This window comes from Krasilnikoviella flava, assembly GCF_900167525.1.
GTDB lineage: Bacteria > Actinomycetota > Actinomycetes > Actinomycetales > Cellulomonadaceae > Isoptericola > Isoptericola flavus.
Window position 1 is genome coordinate 213,712 of sequence record NZ_FUZQ01000001.1, and the last position, 14,630, is coordinate 228,341.

At 75.5% G+C, this 14,630-nt stretch carries 12 protein-coding genes; 5 read left to right on the plus strand and 7 right to left on the minus strand.

The annotated features are described in order from the left end of the window. Positions 1–45: 45 nt before the first annotated feature. The 6 genes from B5Y66_RS00885 to mtrA form a co-directional block, all read right to left on the minus strand. On the minus strand, positions 46–1,293 hold the full coding sequence (locus tag B5Y66_RS00885) for a winged helix-turn-helix domain-containing protein (RefSeq protein WP_079569763.1): 1,248 nt from the start codon (positions 1,291–1,293) through the stop codon (positions 46–48). Between the two features lie 234 nt (positions 1,294–1,527). Beyond that, positions 1,528–2,190, minus strand: coding sequence for a ribosome hibernation-promoting factor, HPF/YfiA family (gene hpf / locus B5Y66_RS00890; protein ID WP_079571569.1), 663 nt, complete (start codon positions 2,188–2,190; stop codon positions 1,528–1,530). Positions 2,191–2,381: 191 nt separating this feature from the next. Then, positions 2,382–3,230 (minus strand): ComF family protein, encoded by an 849-nt coding sequence (locus B5Y66_RS00895; protein WP_139820659.1) that lies wholly within the window; start codon positions 3,228–3,230, stop codon positions 2,382–2,384. 124 nt (positions 3,231–3,354) lie between these two features. After that, the gene (locus tag B5Y66_RS00900) at positions 3,355–5,121 is read right to left on the minus strand and encodes an LpqB family beta-propeller domain-containing protein (RefSeq protein WP_079569766.1); all 1,767 of its coding nucleotides are present in this window, start codon (positions 5,119–5,121) and stop codon (positions 3,355–3,357) included. After that, entirely contained in the window at positions 5,118–6,902 is a 1,785-nt protein-coding gene (gene mtrB, locus B5Y66_RS00905; RefSeq protein ID WP_245806839.1) for an MtrAB system histidine kinase MtrB, read from the minus strand. The genes B5Y66_RS00900 and mtrB overlap by 4 nt, the downstream gene beginning before the upstream one ends. Next, positions 6,889–7,569 (minus strand): MtrAB system response regulator MtrA, encoded by a 681-nt coding sequence (gene mtrA / locus B5Y66_RS00910; protein ID WP_079569769.1) that lies wholly within the window; start codon positions 7,567–7,569, stop codon positions 6,889–6,891. The genes mtrB and mtrA overlap by 14 nt, the downstream gene beginning before the upstream one ends. 203 nt (positions 7,570–7,772) lie before the next feature. Here mtrA and B5Y66_RS00915 point away from each other — a divergent pair, with 203 nt between their 5' ends. From B5Y66_RS00915 to B5Y66_RS00935, 5 genes are all read left to right on the plus strand, one after another. Beyond that, a complete protein-coding gene (locus B5Y66_RS00915; RefSeq protein WP_079569772.1) occupies positions 7,773–9,002 on the plus strand; it encodes a glycerophosphoryl diester phosphodiesterase membrane domain-containing protein in 1,230 nt (409 codons plus the stop codon). Further along, positions 8,999–9,685, plus strand: a complete 687-nt coding sequence (locus B5Y66_RS00920) for a DUF4129 domain-containing protein (RefSeq protein ID WP_245806840.1) — start codon at positions 8,999–9,001, stop codon at positions 9,683–9,685. The genes B5Y66_RS00915 and B5Y66_RS00920 overlap by 4 nt, the downstream gene beginning before the upstream one ends. Beyond that, positions 9,682–10,971: a DUF4350 domain-containing protein gene (locus B5Y66_RS00925; protein WP_079569775.1), complete on the plus strand. Its 1,290-nt coding sequence runs from the start codon at positions 9,682–9,684 to the stop codon at positions 10,969–10,971. Before B5Y66_RS00920 ends, B5Y66_RS00925 begins: the two co-directional genes overlap by 4 nt. Next, entirely contained in the window at positions 10,968–12,119 is a 1,152-nt protein-coding gene (locus tag B5Y66_RS00930; RefSeq protein WP_456073084.1) for an AAA family ATPase, read from the plus strand. Before B5Y66_RS00925 ends, B5Y66_RS00930 begins: the two co-directional genes overlap by 4 nt. Before the next feature lie 82 nt (positions 12,120–12,201). Further along, a complete protein-coding gene (locus tag B5Y66_RS00935) occupies positions 12,202–13,614 on the plus strand; it encodes a DUF58 domain-containing protein (protein WP_079569777.1) in 1,413 nt (470 codons plus the stop codon). Positions 13,615–13,633: 19 nt separating this feature from the next. Here the strand turns inward: B5Y66_RS00935 and B5Y66_RS00940 are convergent, their stop codons facing one another. Then, positions 13,634–14,623, minus strand: a complete 990-nt coding sequence (locus B5Y66_RS00940) for a stage II sporulation protein M (RefSeq protein WP_079569780.1) — start codon at positions 14,621–14,623, stop codon at positions 13,634–13,636. Positions 14,624–14,630 lie beyond the last annotated feature (7 nt).

Here is a 14,630-nt window from a genome sequence, read left to right on the forward strand (position 1 = left end):
GACGTCGTGGCGCCGATCCTACGAGCGCTGCCGCCGCCCGGCCGCCTAAGCCGCGCGCACGACGTCGGCCAGCGCGGGCGCGAGCTCGCCGACGGGCGCGACCCCCGTGGCGCCGAGCCCGAGCCATCCCGCGAGGACGTCGAGCTCCGCGCCGAGCGCGGCGGCGGTATCCGGGCCGGCGTGCACGGTCGGGTGCACCGCCTGCACGCGCAGCACGCCCGCCTGCCGGTCGGCCTTGAGGTCGACGAACGCCGTGATCGCGTCGCCCTCGAGGAACGGGAGCACGTAGTAGCCGAGCACCCGCTGCGGGCCGGGCACGTAGATCTCGATCCGGTAGTAGACGTCGAAGAGCGCCTCGAGACGGCGCCGCTCCCACACCACCGGGTCGAACGGGCTGAGCAGGGTCCGGGCCTCCGCCCGCCGCGGTACGCGCGCGTCCCGGTGCCGGTAGGTGCGCTCGTCCCAGCCACGCACCTCGACGGGCACCAGCACGCCCTCCTCGACCAGCTCGGCCTGGGCCCGGCGCACCGCGGGGCCCCGCAGCCGGAAGTAGTCCGCGAAGCAGCGGACCGTGCCGACGCCGTGTGCCCGCGCGCCGAGCTCCAGCAGTCGCCGCACGGCCTCGTCGTCGGGCACCGGCTCCTGCGCGCGGACGGCGGCGGGCAGCACCCGCTCGGGCAGGTCGTAGCAGCGCTCGAACGCGGGATTGCGCCGCGCCGACATCACCTCGCCCGTGAAGAACAGGAACTCCAGGCATCGCTTGGCCATCGTCCAGTTCCACCCCCACTCCTCGCGCGACCGCGGCCCGGAGCGACCCGTGGCGACCAGCTCGTCGTGGATCTCGCGCGCCGTCACCGGGCCGCGCTCGGCGACCAGCTGCCGCACCAGGTCCATCTCCGCGGCGTGCGCCAGCGGCGCCCCCGCGATGGTGCCCCAGGCCTCGTCCAGGTAGTTGCGCCGGCGCCACTCCAGCAGCGGGTACGTCGCGGCGGGCACGAACGACGCCACGTGCGCCCACGTCTCCACGATCCGGCGCGGTGACCGCCCCGACGCCCGGTCGAGCAGCCCGACGTCGTACGGCCCGAGCCGCGAGTACAGCGGCATGAGGTGCGCCCGCGCCAGCACGTTCACGGAGTCGATCTGCAGCAGGTTGAGCCGCTCCACGGTCGCCATCGCGCGGCGCATCGTCACGCCGCCGTCGACGGAGCCGTCAGCAGAGCCGGGCCGCGGCCGGTGCAGCCCCTGGGCCCCGAGGGCGACGCGGCGGGCCTGCGCGAGCGAGAAGGATTCCACCCCTGCATCCTGCCCACCCCCACCGACAGCGCGCCTGCCGCCAGCGTCGAACCACAGGACGGACGACGCCGGTGGACCTGCGACGGCGAGGGGCAGACGAGAGCCGGTCGAGACCTTCGTCGCGGGGACGTATCCCTCCCGAAGTGGAGGGCGCCCTGGCGCCCGTGAACGCGTCCCCGCGACGAAGGTCTCGACCGGCTCGACCGCAAGCCCGAAAAGGGCCCGCGGATCAGATCACGTCAGTTCCGTCACCGGCTCCACGCCGCCGACCGTCGAGTCGAGCTCGATCACGCCGTACGTCCAGCCCCGGCGACGGTAGACGGCCGAGGGACGCGCGGTCTCCTTGTCGATGAAGAGGAAGAAGTCGTGACCCACCATCTCCATCTGGTAGACCGCGTCGTCGACGGTCATCGGCTCGGCGTGGTGCAGCTTGCGCCGGATCACCACCGGGGAGTCGCCGAGCTGCTGCTCGACGGCGTCGCCGGGCTCCGCGAGTGCGACCGGCGCAGTCTGGGGCGCCACGGCCTCGGCCGCGGCGACCTCGTCGTAGGGGCGGACGTCCACGGACGGGAGGACGCCGTTGCCGCGGCGGCGGTGGTCCTTGCGGCGGTCGCGCGATCGGCGCAACCTCTCGCTGAGCTTGTCCAACGCGATGTCGAGGGCACCGAACCTGTCGTCCGCCGCGGCCTCCGCGCGGATCACGGGCCCCTTGTCGTGCACGGTGAGCTCCACCCGCTCACGGACCTCGGAGAGCCGCGGGTTGTTCTCGCGCGTCACCTCCACGTCCACCCGACGGGCGGCCGGTGCGAGCTGGGTGACCTTGCTCAGCTTGTCCTCCACGTGACGGCGGAACCGGTCCGCCACCTCCGTGTGCCTGCCGACGACGACGATCTCCATCGTGTTGCTCCACTTCGTCGTGAGGCCGCCCACTGCACGAGCGGCCCGAGATGTTCCTCTGGGCACCCCGGTGGGGCGCCGTGTCTGGCACCACCTCCCGGGTCGCCGGACCGTGGTCCGGACCGCTCGTGGGTCGCACGGGCGACCGTCCCGGACCGAGGTCTCGGGGGCGTCTCGCCCGCGTGGGACCCTCAGGCTAACCCCCTCTCGCGCACCAGGTACACCGCTGGCCCCGGGAGATTCGTGGCGGCTCTCGTGACGGTCCCGGGAGGCGGCGTCGCGCCCACCACCAGGGCACCGACGACGTCGGCCCCGGCGTCCTCGAGAGCACGCTCGGCGGCCGCCAGCGTCGATCCGGTCGTGAGGACGTCGTCCACGAGGAGGACGGCGGGGCGGGGTCCGCCGGCACGCTCGAGCGCCCGGTCGCGCGCCGCCACGGACCCGGTGAGGTTGCGCCCGCGGGCACGCGCCCCGAGGCCCACCTGGTCGCGTCCGCGGCCCCGCCGGGTCAGTGCCGGGACGACGGTCGCGCCGGCGCCGCCGTCGCGCAGCCCGGTCGCGGCGGCACGGGCCAGCACGCGCACGTGGTCGCGCCCGCGGGCGCGCCGCGACGCGGCCGTGGAGGGGGCGCCGACGACGAGCAGCGTCCGGCCGGCGACGGCGCCGCGCACCCGGGCCGCGACGTCGCGCGCCGCGGCCCGCACGGGCGGGGCCAGGAGCCGGTCCAGGTCGACACGGCCCCGGTCCTTCCAGGCGACGACGACCTCCCGCACGGGACCCGCGTACGCCGCGAGCGCCCACACCGGCAGGGCGGGCACGTCGTCCAGCCGGTCCAGCCGCCCGGCCGCGGTCTCGACCCGCACCGGCGGGCCGTCCAGCAGGGACCGGCAGGCGGGGCACCAGGGGACGTCGAGGGCCCCGCACCCGGGGCAGGCCACCGGGACGACGAGTCGGGCCAGCTCGCGCAGCCAGCCGGCGACGACGCGGGGCGGTGCGGCGGTCGGCGTCGGGGTGGGCGGCGCTGCCGGGGACGTGGTCATGCCGTCAGCGTGTCGCGCCGGGACGGTCGCGCCGGCCCCCGACCGGCGGCCTGGGGACGGCCGCGGACTGGGGGCAGCGTCCCGCGCGCGCGGGACCGCCCGGCGTCCGTCAGCCGGGGAGCCGTCAGCCCGGGTAGGCGACGAGGTCGACGTCGTCCGACACCATCGACCACAGCGCGGAGCTCTGCCGCGAGTACAGCGTGCCGCCCTCGTCCACGGTGAGCATGGCGCCCGTGCCGACCGACGCCGTCACCCAGCGCGGGTCGGCCACCCCGGGCTGCGCCCGGGACAGCCCGCCCTGCCCGGCGAGGCCGCCGACGCCGGCGAGGAAGACCGCGCCGTCGCCGTCCGACTCCCGGCCGATCAGTGCGAGCGCCGCCTCGTCCTGCCACACCGCCTGTGTCACCTGGCGCACGGACGCGCCGACCTGCACCGGCGCCGAGAGGCCGGTCGGGACGTTCTCCGCATCGCGGACCACGCCCGCCACGTGCACCAGGCGGCCGCTCGGTCCGGAGCTGACGATCGCCACGCGCGCGCCCTCCGGCGACACCCGCACCGACTGGATGGTGCGCGACGAGAGCCAGTCGACGTCCAACGTTCGTACCGCCCCCGACGCGAGCGCCACCAGGAGCTCCGACCCCTGCGCGCTCCACACGGCGCCGAACCGGTCGACGGACGGCGCTACCAGCTTGGTGCCGGACAGGAGCAGGTCGGGCGCGTCGTCGCCCGTGACGCGGACGATGCGCTCCGTGCCGTCGCGCACGACGACCGGCTCGTCCCCGGGGCCGGCGGCGAGGGCCGTCGGGTCGAGGCCGGCGAGCGAGACCGGCTCGTCCGGCTCGCGCAGCTCGCGCCCGACGACCCGCACGAGCTTGCCGCCGGTGAGCGCCAGCGCCTCCCCCGACGTCCGGGGGGCGGAGATCGCGTCGGTACCCGCGATCGTGAGCGGCGTGTTCCGGTCGGAGAGCACGACCGTGCGGCCCTCCCCCTCCGCGAGCGTCGCCTGCAGCTGTGCGGCGGCGAGCGACCGCTGCTCGGCGCTGGCCTGCGAGATCGTCGACGTGAGGCTCACGTCGATGGTGCCGTCGTCGGTCACCGTCACCGCGTCGATGGCGAGCGACGTACCCTCCGGGATGACCGTCGTCGTCGAGTCCTGCAGCCATTCCGGCGGGCCCGCCAGGACCTCGCTGGTCGCGTCGGTGCGCCAGGTCTGGCGCGGGAACCACCGCGTGTCCGGTACCCACCAGGTGAGGTCGGGCGTCGGGAAGTAGAGGTTCGTCGGGTGGAAGGCCTGGCCGAAGAACGCCGCCGGCAGCATGAGGCCGTCCTCGAGCTGGGAGATCCGCCACTCCCCGCCCGGGCTGCGGGTCAGGCCGAAGGACACCGTGAACTCCGACGTCCTCGGCTCCTCCGTGTACATGCCCCGCTCGTCGAGCGTCGCGACCACGCGCACGGTCGCGTCGACGGTCGTCTCGGTGGCGTCCGCCGGGACGTCGTCGAGCTCGAGCTCGGGGTCCTCCTCGAGCACCAGCACGCGCGCGTACCGGTCCCACCCCTCCCAGGCCGGATCCGTCACGTACTCCTGAGCGACGGCGAAGGACGAGCTGGAGGTAGGGCCGAGCTGCGCCACGCTCAGGAAGCCCTGCACCACCTGGTCGGGGCTGGCGCCGGCCGCCGGCCCGGACGCGATGTACCCGATCTCGCTGATGTTCTCCAGCTCGGTGTCGCCGTCGCGCACCGGACCGTTCGTGGGGATGCGCGCGCACGCGACGGTCACGGCGAGCACGGCCGTGGCGGCGAGCAGCGCCGCGAGCCGGCGACGCCGGCGGCGCACGGGCCGGTTCGTCGACGCACGCTCGGAGGTGGACATGGTCACGGGCGTGGTCGTCATCGGGCCTCCTCGTCGACGTCGGGCCGGACGGTCGGGACGTGCGCGTGGGCGATGTCCACGCCGTCGATGTCCACGACCCCGAGCTCGGGGATGGCGGTGGGGGTGGGCCCGGTCGGCGGGTTCACCACGGGGAGCTGCCCGGTGGGCGGCGCCGTCACCCCCTTCGACGGCCCCTCGAGGGGCAGGGGCGAGCGAGCCAGCCGGATCCCGGCGCGGCGCGGCAGCGTGAGCCGGAAGCTCGCGCCCTCCCCCGGGCGCCCCCAGGCCTCGAGCCGGCCCGCGTGCAGGCGTGCGTCCTCGAGCGAGATCGCGAGGCCCAGCCCGGTGCCGCCCGTCGTGCGGGCCCGAGCCGGGTCGGCCCGCCAGAAGCGGTGGAAGACACGGTCGATCTCGTCGGGGGCGAGCCCCACGCCGTGGTCGCGCACCACGACCGCGACGGCGTCCGCATCCACCCCGACGGTGACCTCGACGGGCTTGCCCTCGGCGTGCTCGACGGCGTTCACGACCAGGTTGCGCACGATGCGCTCCACGCGGCGCGGGTCGACGTCCGCCGTGGCCGGCTCGTCCGGGAGGGTGACGGACAGGAAGACGTGCTTGCTCTCGGCGAGCGGCATCGACGCGTCGGCCACGGCCGCGACGACGTCGCGCAGGTCCCGCTGCTCGACGTCGAGCACCGCCGCACCGGCGTCGAACCGGCTGATCTCCAGGAGGTCCGTGAGCAGGATCTCGAAGCGGTCGAGCTGGGTGTAGAGCAGCTCGGCGGACCGGCGGGCGGCCGGGTCGAGGTCGTCGCGCGAGGCGTGGATCACCTCGCCCGCCATCCGGATCGTGGTCAGCGGGGTGCGCAGCTCGTGCGAGACGTCGGAGACGAAGCGGCGCTGCGCGGCGGAGAGCTCCTCCATGCGCGCGATCTGGTCCTCGAGGTTGCCCGCCATCTCGTTGAACGTGCGGGTGAGCGTCGCCATCTCGTCCTGCCCCTTGGCATCGGGCAGCCGCTCGTCGAGGTGTCCGTCGGCCAGCCGCGACGCGACCGTCGCCGCCCGGCGCACGGGCGCGACGGTCTGCCGGGTCACGACCCACGTGAGCACGCCGAGCAGCGCGAGGATCGCGAGCGCGCCGATCGCGAGGGTGCGCTGCACGAACGACAGCGTCTCCTGCTCGGCCTGCAGCGAGTAGATCGCGTACAGCTCGTAGGTGCCGATCGACGGGACCTCGACCGTCGAACCGACGACGACGCCCGGTTCCGACACCTCGGAGTCCGTGTACTCGGCGGGGATCTGCACCGACTGGAGCACCTGGCCGGCGGTGGCGCGCGTGGACTCGCGCAGGTCCTCGCTGATGATGTCCTTGATCCCCGGCTGGGTGCCCGTGTCGGCGAGGCGCTGCGGCTGGTCGGGGGCGCTGAGCAGCAGGAAGTCCTGCGCGCTCGACGCGCTCGACGCGAGGGTCTGCACCATCTGGGTGAGCAGCAGCTGCAGGTCGGAGCGCGACGTCGCGGGAGAGATGGAGAACGAGGTGCGGACCTGCTCGGTCATGGACGCGTTCTCGCGCTCGATGCGGTCCACGCGCTGCTCGAAGAGCCCGTCCCGGATCGAGATCGACAGGTAGAGGCCGAGGAGGGCGACCGCGACGACGCCCAGCGCGAGCGCCGACGTCACGACCCGCAGCTGCAGCGACGACCGCCACCGCCGGACGACGTACCGCGTCCGCGAGACGGCCCATGCGCGCCACCGCCGCCACGTCCGGCGGACGCGGCGCGCGGCGGGCTCAGCGCGGGGCACCGGCCTTGTAGCCCACACCCCGCACGGTCAGCACGACCGTCGGGTTCTCGGGGTCGCGCTCCACCTTGGAGCGCAGGCGCTGCACGTGCACGTTGACCAGGCGGGTGTCGGCGCTGTGCCGGTACCCCCACACCTTCTCCAGCAGCACCTCGCGCGTGAAGACCTGCCAGGGCTTGCGGGCCAGGGCCACGAGCAGGTCGAACTCCAGCGGGGTGAGGCTGATGCGCTCGCCGTCGCGCACCACGTTGTGGCCGGTGACATCGATCTCGACGTCACCGATGCGCACGCGCTCGGGGCCGGGCTCGTCGGTGCGGCGCAGCCGGGTCCGGATGCGCGCGACGAGCTCCTTGGGCTTGAAGGGCTTCGTCACGTAGTCGTCGGCCCCGGACTCGAGGCCGAGCACGACGTCGACGGTGTCCGTCTTGGCCGTGAGCATGATGATCGGCACGCCGGACTCGGCGCGGATCTCGCGGGCGACCTCGATGCCGTCCTTGCCCGGCAGCATCAGGTCGAGCAGGACGAGGTCGGGCTGCTCGTCCCGGAAGGCGACGAGGGCACCGTCGCCGTCGGCGCAGAACGTCGGTTCGAAACCTTCCGACTTCAGGACGATGCCGATCATCTCGGACAGCGCAGTGTCGTCGTCGACCACCAGGACACGGGACTTCATGGGGCCATGATGCCAGGCCTCGGGCATGTTTCCGTGGAATCGACCGGTGGAAAGCCGCGTGAGGGAGCGGCCGCGCCGTACTAGGGTCAGGACGACCGGCGTCACCACCGGCCATCAGCACGACCCACCAGCATCTCCCACCAGCCCCGTCCGCCGACGACGCGTCGGCACGACCCGACCGCCCTGCAGCCCGGGAGGCCGCGATGAGCACGCCCGACCAGCCCACACCGCCGTCCGGCTGGGGCGACGCCACCGAGCCGCCGCGGTACGGCCAGCGCGCGCCTGAGGGCACCCCGCAGCCGCCCGGGTACGGGCAGCAGGGGCAAGGCCAGTACGGGCAGGGCCAGTACGGCCAGCAGTACGGCCAGGCTCAGTACGGCCCACGGCCCCCCAGCGCTCCCGGCCCGTACGGCCCGTCCGCGACCAAGCCCGGCGTCGTGCCGCTGCGCCCGCTGTCGCTCGGCGAGATCTACGACGGCGCGTTCACCGCGATCCGACACAACCCGAAGGTGATGCTCGGCGCGGCCACCCTGGTGATCCTGGTGGCGACCGTCCTCGGCGTGCTCGTCGCGCAGCTCCTGGTGCCGGCGATCTCGTCGTCGTTCAGCTCCCTGGCGGAGACCGACCCGGAGCTCGCCGACCTCGGCTTCGACAGCCTCATCGCCCAGACGCTCGCGTCGTCCCTCGGGATCAGCCTGACGATGCTGCTCGCCCAGCCGGTGGTGGAGGGCCTCCTCACGGTGTCGGTGAGCCAGTCGGTCATCGGGCGGAAGCTGAGCCTCGGCGAGGTCTGGGAGCGTCTGCGGGGCCGCGTCGGCCGGCTGATCGGCTGGGCCCTGCTGCGCGCGCTCGCCGGCGCCGTCCTGACGTTCGCGTGGTTCTTCCTCCTGATCCTGCTCGTCGCCCTGGTCGCCGAGCAGTCCCCGGGAGCCGCGGTGGGCCTCGGCCTCCTGCTCGGGATCGGGTACCTCGTGCTGCTCGTGTGGCTCGGCGTGCGCGTCGGCCTCGTCGCCCCGGCGCTCGCGCTCGAGGGGAGCAGGCTGGGCACCACGATCGCACGCGCCTGGCGGCTGACGCGGGGCTCCTTCTGGCGCCTGTTCGGCATCTACCTGCTCGCCGTCATCATCGTGGGCGCCGTGTCGTACATCATCACGATCCCCATCAGCCTCATCGGCGGGGTGATCGGCGGGACGGGCGGGAGCACCGAGGCGCTGACCACGGCGACGGTCGTCTCGAGCGTGGTCTCGTCGGTCATCTCCGCCGCGATCACCACGATCTTCATGGCGTCGGTGGTCGCCCTGCTGTACATCGACGTCCGGATGCGCCGCGAGGGCCTGGACGTGCAGCTCGCAGCCGCGGCACAGGCGTCGGACGGCGGGCGGCCCGGTGAGCCCGGTCCCCGACCGGGCCCGCCGCCCGGCATGATCGCGTGACCGGCGCGTCGGCGGTGGTGCACGGGGCCCTGGCGGCCCTGCCCGTCGGCGTGCCCGTGGACCCCGACCGGGAGACGGCGCACCGCTGGCTCCTGGAGGAGCTGTCCCGCCCGGAGTACTCCACGGCGCCCTCCCTGCTGGAGCGCCTGCTGCAGTGGCTCGGCGACCTGTTCGACGGCCTGACGCTGGGCGAGGGCCGGTTCCCGCTGGCGTTCGTCGTCGTGGTCGTCGTGGTGCTCGTCGCCGTGATCGCCTGGTGGGTGGCCGGGCCCGTGCGGCTGACGCGCCGCCGGCGACGCTCCGTCGTCGTCCTCGGCGACGACGAGCGCACCGCGGCCGAGCTGCGGGCGTCCGCGGGCGCGGCGGCCGCCCGCGGGGACTGGTCGGCGGCGGTGCTCGACCGCTTCCGCGCCCTGGTGCGGTCCCTGGAGGAGCGCGTCGTCCTGGACGAGCGCCCGGGCCGCACGGCGCAGGAGGCCGCCCACGACGCGGCCGTCCGGCTGCCCGGCGTCGCCGCGGAGCTGCACGGCGCCGCCGGCCTCTTCGACGACGTCTGCTACGGCACGCTCCCCGCCCGCCCCGACGACGACCGGCGCCTGCGCGACCTCGACGAGCGGGTGCGCGACCTGCGGCCCGAACCCCGCACGGCCGACGCCCCGCCGAGCGAGGTGGGCGCACCATGACGACGGCGACGAACACCCGGACGAGCACCGGGTCGAGCACCGGGTCGAGCACCGCGACCGTGGCGTCCGCGGCTGCGCCCGACGCCGTGACGTCGCCCGTCGTGACGGGCGACGGCACCACGGGCCGCGGCCGCGCGGCGCGGCGCTGGCAGCGCACGCGGTGGGCGCTGCTCGTGCTGGCCGTGCTCGTGCTCGTGGTGGCGGTGCTCGCGGTGCTGCGGCCCGCCACCTCCACCACCCCGTACGCGCCCGACAACGCCCAGCCGAACGGCGCCCGCGCCGTGGCGCAGGTGCTCGGGCGGCAAGGAGTCGAGGTCGACCACGTCACCCGGGTGGCGGACGCCGTCGCCGCCGCCGGGCCGGGCACCACCCTCGTCGTGACGCCCGGCACGATGCTGCTGCCCGAGCAGGTCGACGCCCTGGCCGGCGTGGACGCGGACCTCGTGCTGCTCGGCGCCGACGACGCGCTGGTGCGCGCCGCCACCGACGGCGACGTGAGCCGCACGCCCGGCGCCGCCGCTCCTGCGTTCGCCGTCGAGCCGGGGTGCGACCTCCCCCTCGCGGTCCGGGCCGGGGAGCTGTTGCTCACGCCGGGCCTGCAGGCCGAGCCCGGGGCCTCCGACGTGACGCTGTGCTGGCCGGTCGAGAGCTCGGCGGCGCTCGCCCGCGTCGAGCGGCCCGGACCCGACGGCACCCGGGCGGTGACCGCCGTCGACGACCCGACCTTCGTCCGCAACGACACCGTGCTGGACAACGGCAACGCGGCGTTCGCGCTGGGGCTGCTCGGCGCGCACGAGACGCTCGTGTGGCTGGTGCCGGACCCCCTGGACACCAGCTCGACCGGCGACGGCGGCGCCCCCGCCGCCGACGGCTCGGTGCTGCCGCCGTGGGCGGGCGTCGTCGGCCTCTGGGCACTGCTCGTCGTGCTCGTCGCCGGCGTGTGGCGGGCGCGGCGGCTGGGCCCGCTGGTCGCCGAGGAGCTGCCGGTCGTGGTCCGCGCCGCCGAGACCACCCGCGGGCGCGGCCGCCTCTACCGGCGGGCCCGGTCCCGCGGCCACGCCGCCGCGGGCCTGCGCGCCGCCACCGCCGAGACCGTGGCGCGCCGCCTGGGCGTGCCCCGGTCCGCCGACCCGACGGCGCTCACCGACGCCGTCTCCCGCGCCACCGGTCGCCCCGCGCACGACGTGGCCGACCTGCTGTACGGCCCACCACCCCACGACGACGACGCGCTGACCGAGCTCGCGCGCCGGCTCGACACCCTGGAGAGCGAGGTCCACCGATCGTGACGACCCCCGACGAGAACCCGCAGGGCACGCCGCACGCGGCCGCACCTGTCGAGAGCACCGCACCGCCCGCGACCGCGGCCGTCGAGACCGCGGCCCCGCCGGTCGAGATCGCGGAGCCCCCCGAGCACGCGGAGCCCGCCGGGCCCGCAGAGGCCACGGCCCGCGTTTCGCCCGGCTCGCCCGGCGTCGCCGCCCCGTCCCTCGAGCTGCGCGGCGCGCTCGCCGGCGTGCGCACCGAGGTCGGCAAGGCGGTGGTGGGCCAGGACTCGGCGGTGACGAGCCTGCTCATCGCGCTGCTCTGCTCGGGCCACGTGCTGCTCGAGGGCGTGCCCGGCGTCGCCAAGACGCTGCTGGTGCGGACCCTGGGCGCGTCGCTCGACCTGTCCACCAAGCGGGTCCAGTTCACCCCCGACCTCATGCCCGGCGACGTGACCGGCTCCCTCGTGTACGACGCGCGCACCGCGGAGTTCTCGTTCCGCGAGGGGCCGGTCTTCACGAACCTGCTGCTCGCGGACGAGATCAACCGCACGCCCCCGAAGACGCAGGCGTCGCTGCTCGAGGCGATGGAGGAGCGGCAGGTGTCCGTGGACGGCACGCCGCGGCCGCTGCCGGACCCGTTCGTCGTCATCGCGACGCAGAACCCGGTGGAGCACGAGGGCACGTACCCGCTGCCGGAGGCGCAGCTCGACCGCTTCCTGCTCAAGGTGGTGCTGCCCGTGCCGGACCGCGACCACGAGATCGAGGTGCTCGCCCGGCACGCCGCCGGCTTCGACCCGCGCGACCTGGCCGCCGCGGGCGTGCGCTCGGTCGCCGGCGCCGAACAGCTCGCGGCCGCGCGCGCCGAGGTGCGCCGCGTCCAGGTGGCGCCGGAGGTGCTCGGCTACGCCGTCGACCTGTGCCGCGCCACCCGACGCTCCCCCTCCCTCTCCCTCGGTGTGTCGCCCCGCGGCGCCACCGCGCTGCTCGCGACGTCCCGCGCGTGGGCCTGGCTGTCCGGGCGCTCGTACGTCACGCCCGACGACGTCAAGGCGCTGGCGCACCCCACGCTGCGGCACCGCGTCCAGCTGCGTCCCGAGGCGGAGCTCGAGGGCGTCACCGCCGAGAGCGTGCTGACCACCGTGCTCGCCACCGTCCCCGTCCCCCGCTGAGCACGGCGGCGGGCATGGCGACAGGTATCGCGAACGGCATGGCGGCACGTGCGGCGGCCCCCGTCGACGACGTGGTGGCGAGATGGCGCTGACGTGGCGCGCCGTCGTGCTGGCGGCGCTCGGGGTGGTCCCGGTGGCGCTGTTCCCCGTGCCCGGGACGGTCGTGGTGTGGGCGCTGGTCGTCGCGGCGGTGTGCGCCGTCGACGTCGCCCTCGCCGCGTCCCCGCGCGCCGTCGCGCTGCAGCGCCGGACGCCGCGCTCGGTGCGCCTCGGCGTGACCGCTCGTTCGGAGCTGGTGGTCACCAACACGGCGCGACGCCGCTTGCGGGCCGTGGTGCGCGACGCGTGGCCGCCGTCGCTCGTGCCCGACGCGACCGTGCGCACCGACGGCGCGGCGGCGGGCGAGCCGCTGGTGGCGCGCTCGGCCCGGCACGACGTCGACCTGCCGCCCGGCGAGTCCGCCCGCGTGCGCACGCCGCTGCAGCCGACCCGGCGCGGGGACCGTACCGCGGGCCCGGTGACGGTCCGCTCGTTCGGGCCGCTGCGGGTCGCGGCCCGCCAGGCGTCGATCCCGGTCCCGGCCCGCCTGCGCGTGCTGCCCGAGTTCGCGAGCCGCCGGCACCTGCCGTCCCGGCTCGCGCGCCTGCGGGAGATGGACGGTCGTGCCGCGGTGCAGGTGCGCGGCGAGGGCACCGAGTTCGACTCGCTGCGCGAGTACGTGGTGGGTGACGACGTGCGCTCGATCGACTGGCGCGCCACCGCGCGGCGGGGCGACGTCGTCGTGCGCACGTGGCGGCCCGAGCGCGACCGGCGCGTCGTGGTCGTGCTCGACACCGGCCGCACGTCGGCAGCGCGGATCGGCACCACCGCTGTGGCCGACGCCCAGGGTGCGGAGGGCGACCAGGTCGACGCCGACGCGCCGAGGGCGCTGGGCGGCACCCGGCTGGAGGCGAGCATCGAGGCGGCACTGCTCCTCGGGGCGCTCGCGGACCGGGCGGGCGACCGCGTCCAGGTGCTGGCGTACGACCGCGTGCTCCGAGCCCGGGTCGCGGGGGCGTCCGGGCCGCGGCTGCTGCCCGCGCTGGCCGAGTCGCTGGCGAACGTCGAGCCCGCGCTGCTTGAGACGGACTGGCCGGGCCTGGTCGGGCAGGTGCGCCAGCGCGTGTCGCAGCGCTCGCTCGTGGTGCTGCTGACGTCCCTCGACCCGGCGGCCGTCGAGACCGGTCTGCTGCCGGTGATCGACCGGATCTCGGGCACCCACCAGGTGGTGGTGGCGGCCGTCGCCGACGCGGACGCCGCGCGGCTGCGCGCCGACCGCTCGTCGGCGGCCGCCGTCTACGACGCCGCCGCGGCCGCCCGCGCCGACCTGGAACGTGCCGCCGTCTCGACCGTGCTGCGCCAGCACGGCGCCGAGGTGGTCGAGGCGCTGCCCGACGACCTCGCGCCGCGGCTCGCGGACACCTATCTCGCGCTCAAGGCCGCCGGCCGCCTCTGATCCTCCCGCGAGGGGGGACTCAGCCGACGGTCGGCACGACCTCGCCGGCGCGGTCGGCGTCGAGGTCGCCGGAGAGCCCCGCCTGCGTGGCGCGGCGGCCCAGCACCACGACGTAGACCCAGAAGCCGGCGAGCGCGATCGCGCCGATGACGATCTTGAGCCACCACGGCAGCGCCGAGCCGGTCACATAGCCCTCGACCAGCCCGGATACCGCGAGCGCCCCCGCGAGCCCGATCGCGACGGTCACCAGCGCCCGGCCCTCCTGCGCCAGCGCGACGGAGCGCGGCCGCGGGCCGGGCGACACCGCCGTCCAGAACAGCTTCAGCCCGGCCGCGCCGGCCACGAACACGGCCGTGAGCTCGAGCAGACCGTGCGGCGCGATGAGCTGCAGGAACAGGTCCAGCTCGCCGTAGGCGGCCATCATGCCGCCGGTGGCGCCCACGCCCACCGCGTTCTGGATCAGCACGAACGCCGGCCAGACGCCGGTGATGCCGAGGCCGACGCACTGCGCCGCGATCCACGCGTTGTTCGTCCAGACCATGGCCGCGAACGACGCGCCCGGGTCGTAGTACGACGCGAACGCCTCGTTGACGTACGCCTCGCGCTCGGCGGGCGTGCCCATCTGCGCGAGGACGTCGGGTTCGGTGGCGACGCGGTACCCGGCGACCACCGCGAGGGCGAGACACACCACGACCACCCCGAGCGTCCACCACCGCACCCGATACAGGGCGGCCGGCACGGTCACCACGACGAACCGCACGACGTCGGCCCACGCCGGCTCGTGCGTCCCCGCCACGCGCACGCGGGCACGGCTCAACAGGTCCGACAACCGCGTGACGAGCACCGGGTCGGGGGCGGCGGACCGTACCGTCGACAGGTGCGTGGCGACCGCCTGGTACAGGCGCACCAGCTCGTCGGCCTCGGCGCCGTCCAGCCTGCGCTTCCGGGTGAGCTGCCGCAGCCGCTCCCACTGCGGGCTGTGCACGGCGGTGAAGGCGTCGAGGTCCACGGTCGAT

Excerpts from the sequence above, each read along its gene's own strand:
- hpf (WP_079571569.1), bottom strand. The coding sequence starts at position 2,190 with ATGGAGATCGTCGTCGTCGGCAGGCACACGGAGGTGGCGGACCGGTTC.
- B5Y66_RS00895 (WP_139820659.1), bottom strand. The coding sequence starts at position 3,230 with ATGACCACGTCCCCGGCAGCGCCGCCCACCCCGACGCCGACCGCCGCA.
- B5Y66_RS00900 (WP_079569766.1), bottom strand. The coding sequence starts at position 5,121 with ATGACGACCACGCCCGTGACCATGTCCACCTCCGAGCGTGCGTCGACG.
- mtrA (WP_079569769.1), bottom strand. The coding sequence starts at position 7,569 with ATGAAGTCCCGTGTCCTGGTGGTCGACGACGACACTGCGCTGTCCGAG.
- B5Y66_RS00915 (WP_079569772.1), top strand. The coding sequence starts at position 7,773 with ATGAGCACGCCCGACCAGCCCACACCGCCGTCCGGCTGGGGCGACGCC.
- B5Y66_RS00925 (WP_079569775.1), top strand. The coding sequence starts at position 9,682 with ATGACGACGGCGACGAACACCCGGACGAGCACCGGGTCGAGCACCGGG.
- B5Y66_RS00935 (WP_079569777.1), top strand. The coding sequence starts at position 12,202 with ATGGCGCTGACGTGGCGCGCCGTCGTGCTGGCGGCGCTCGGGGTGGTC.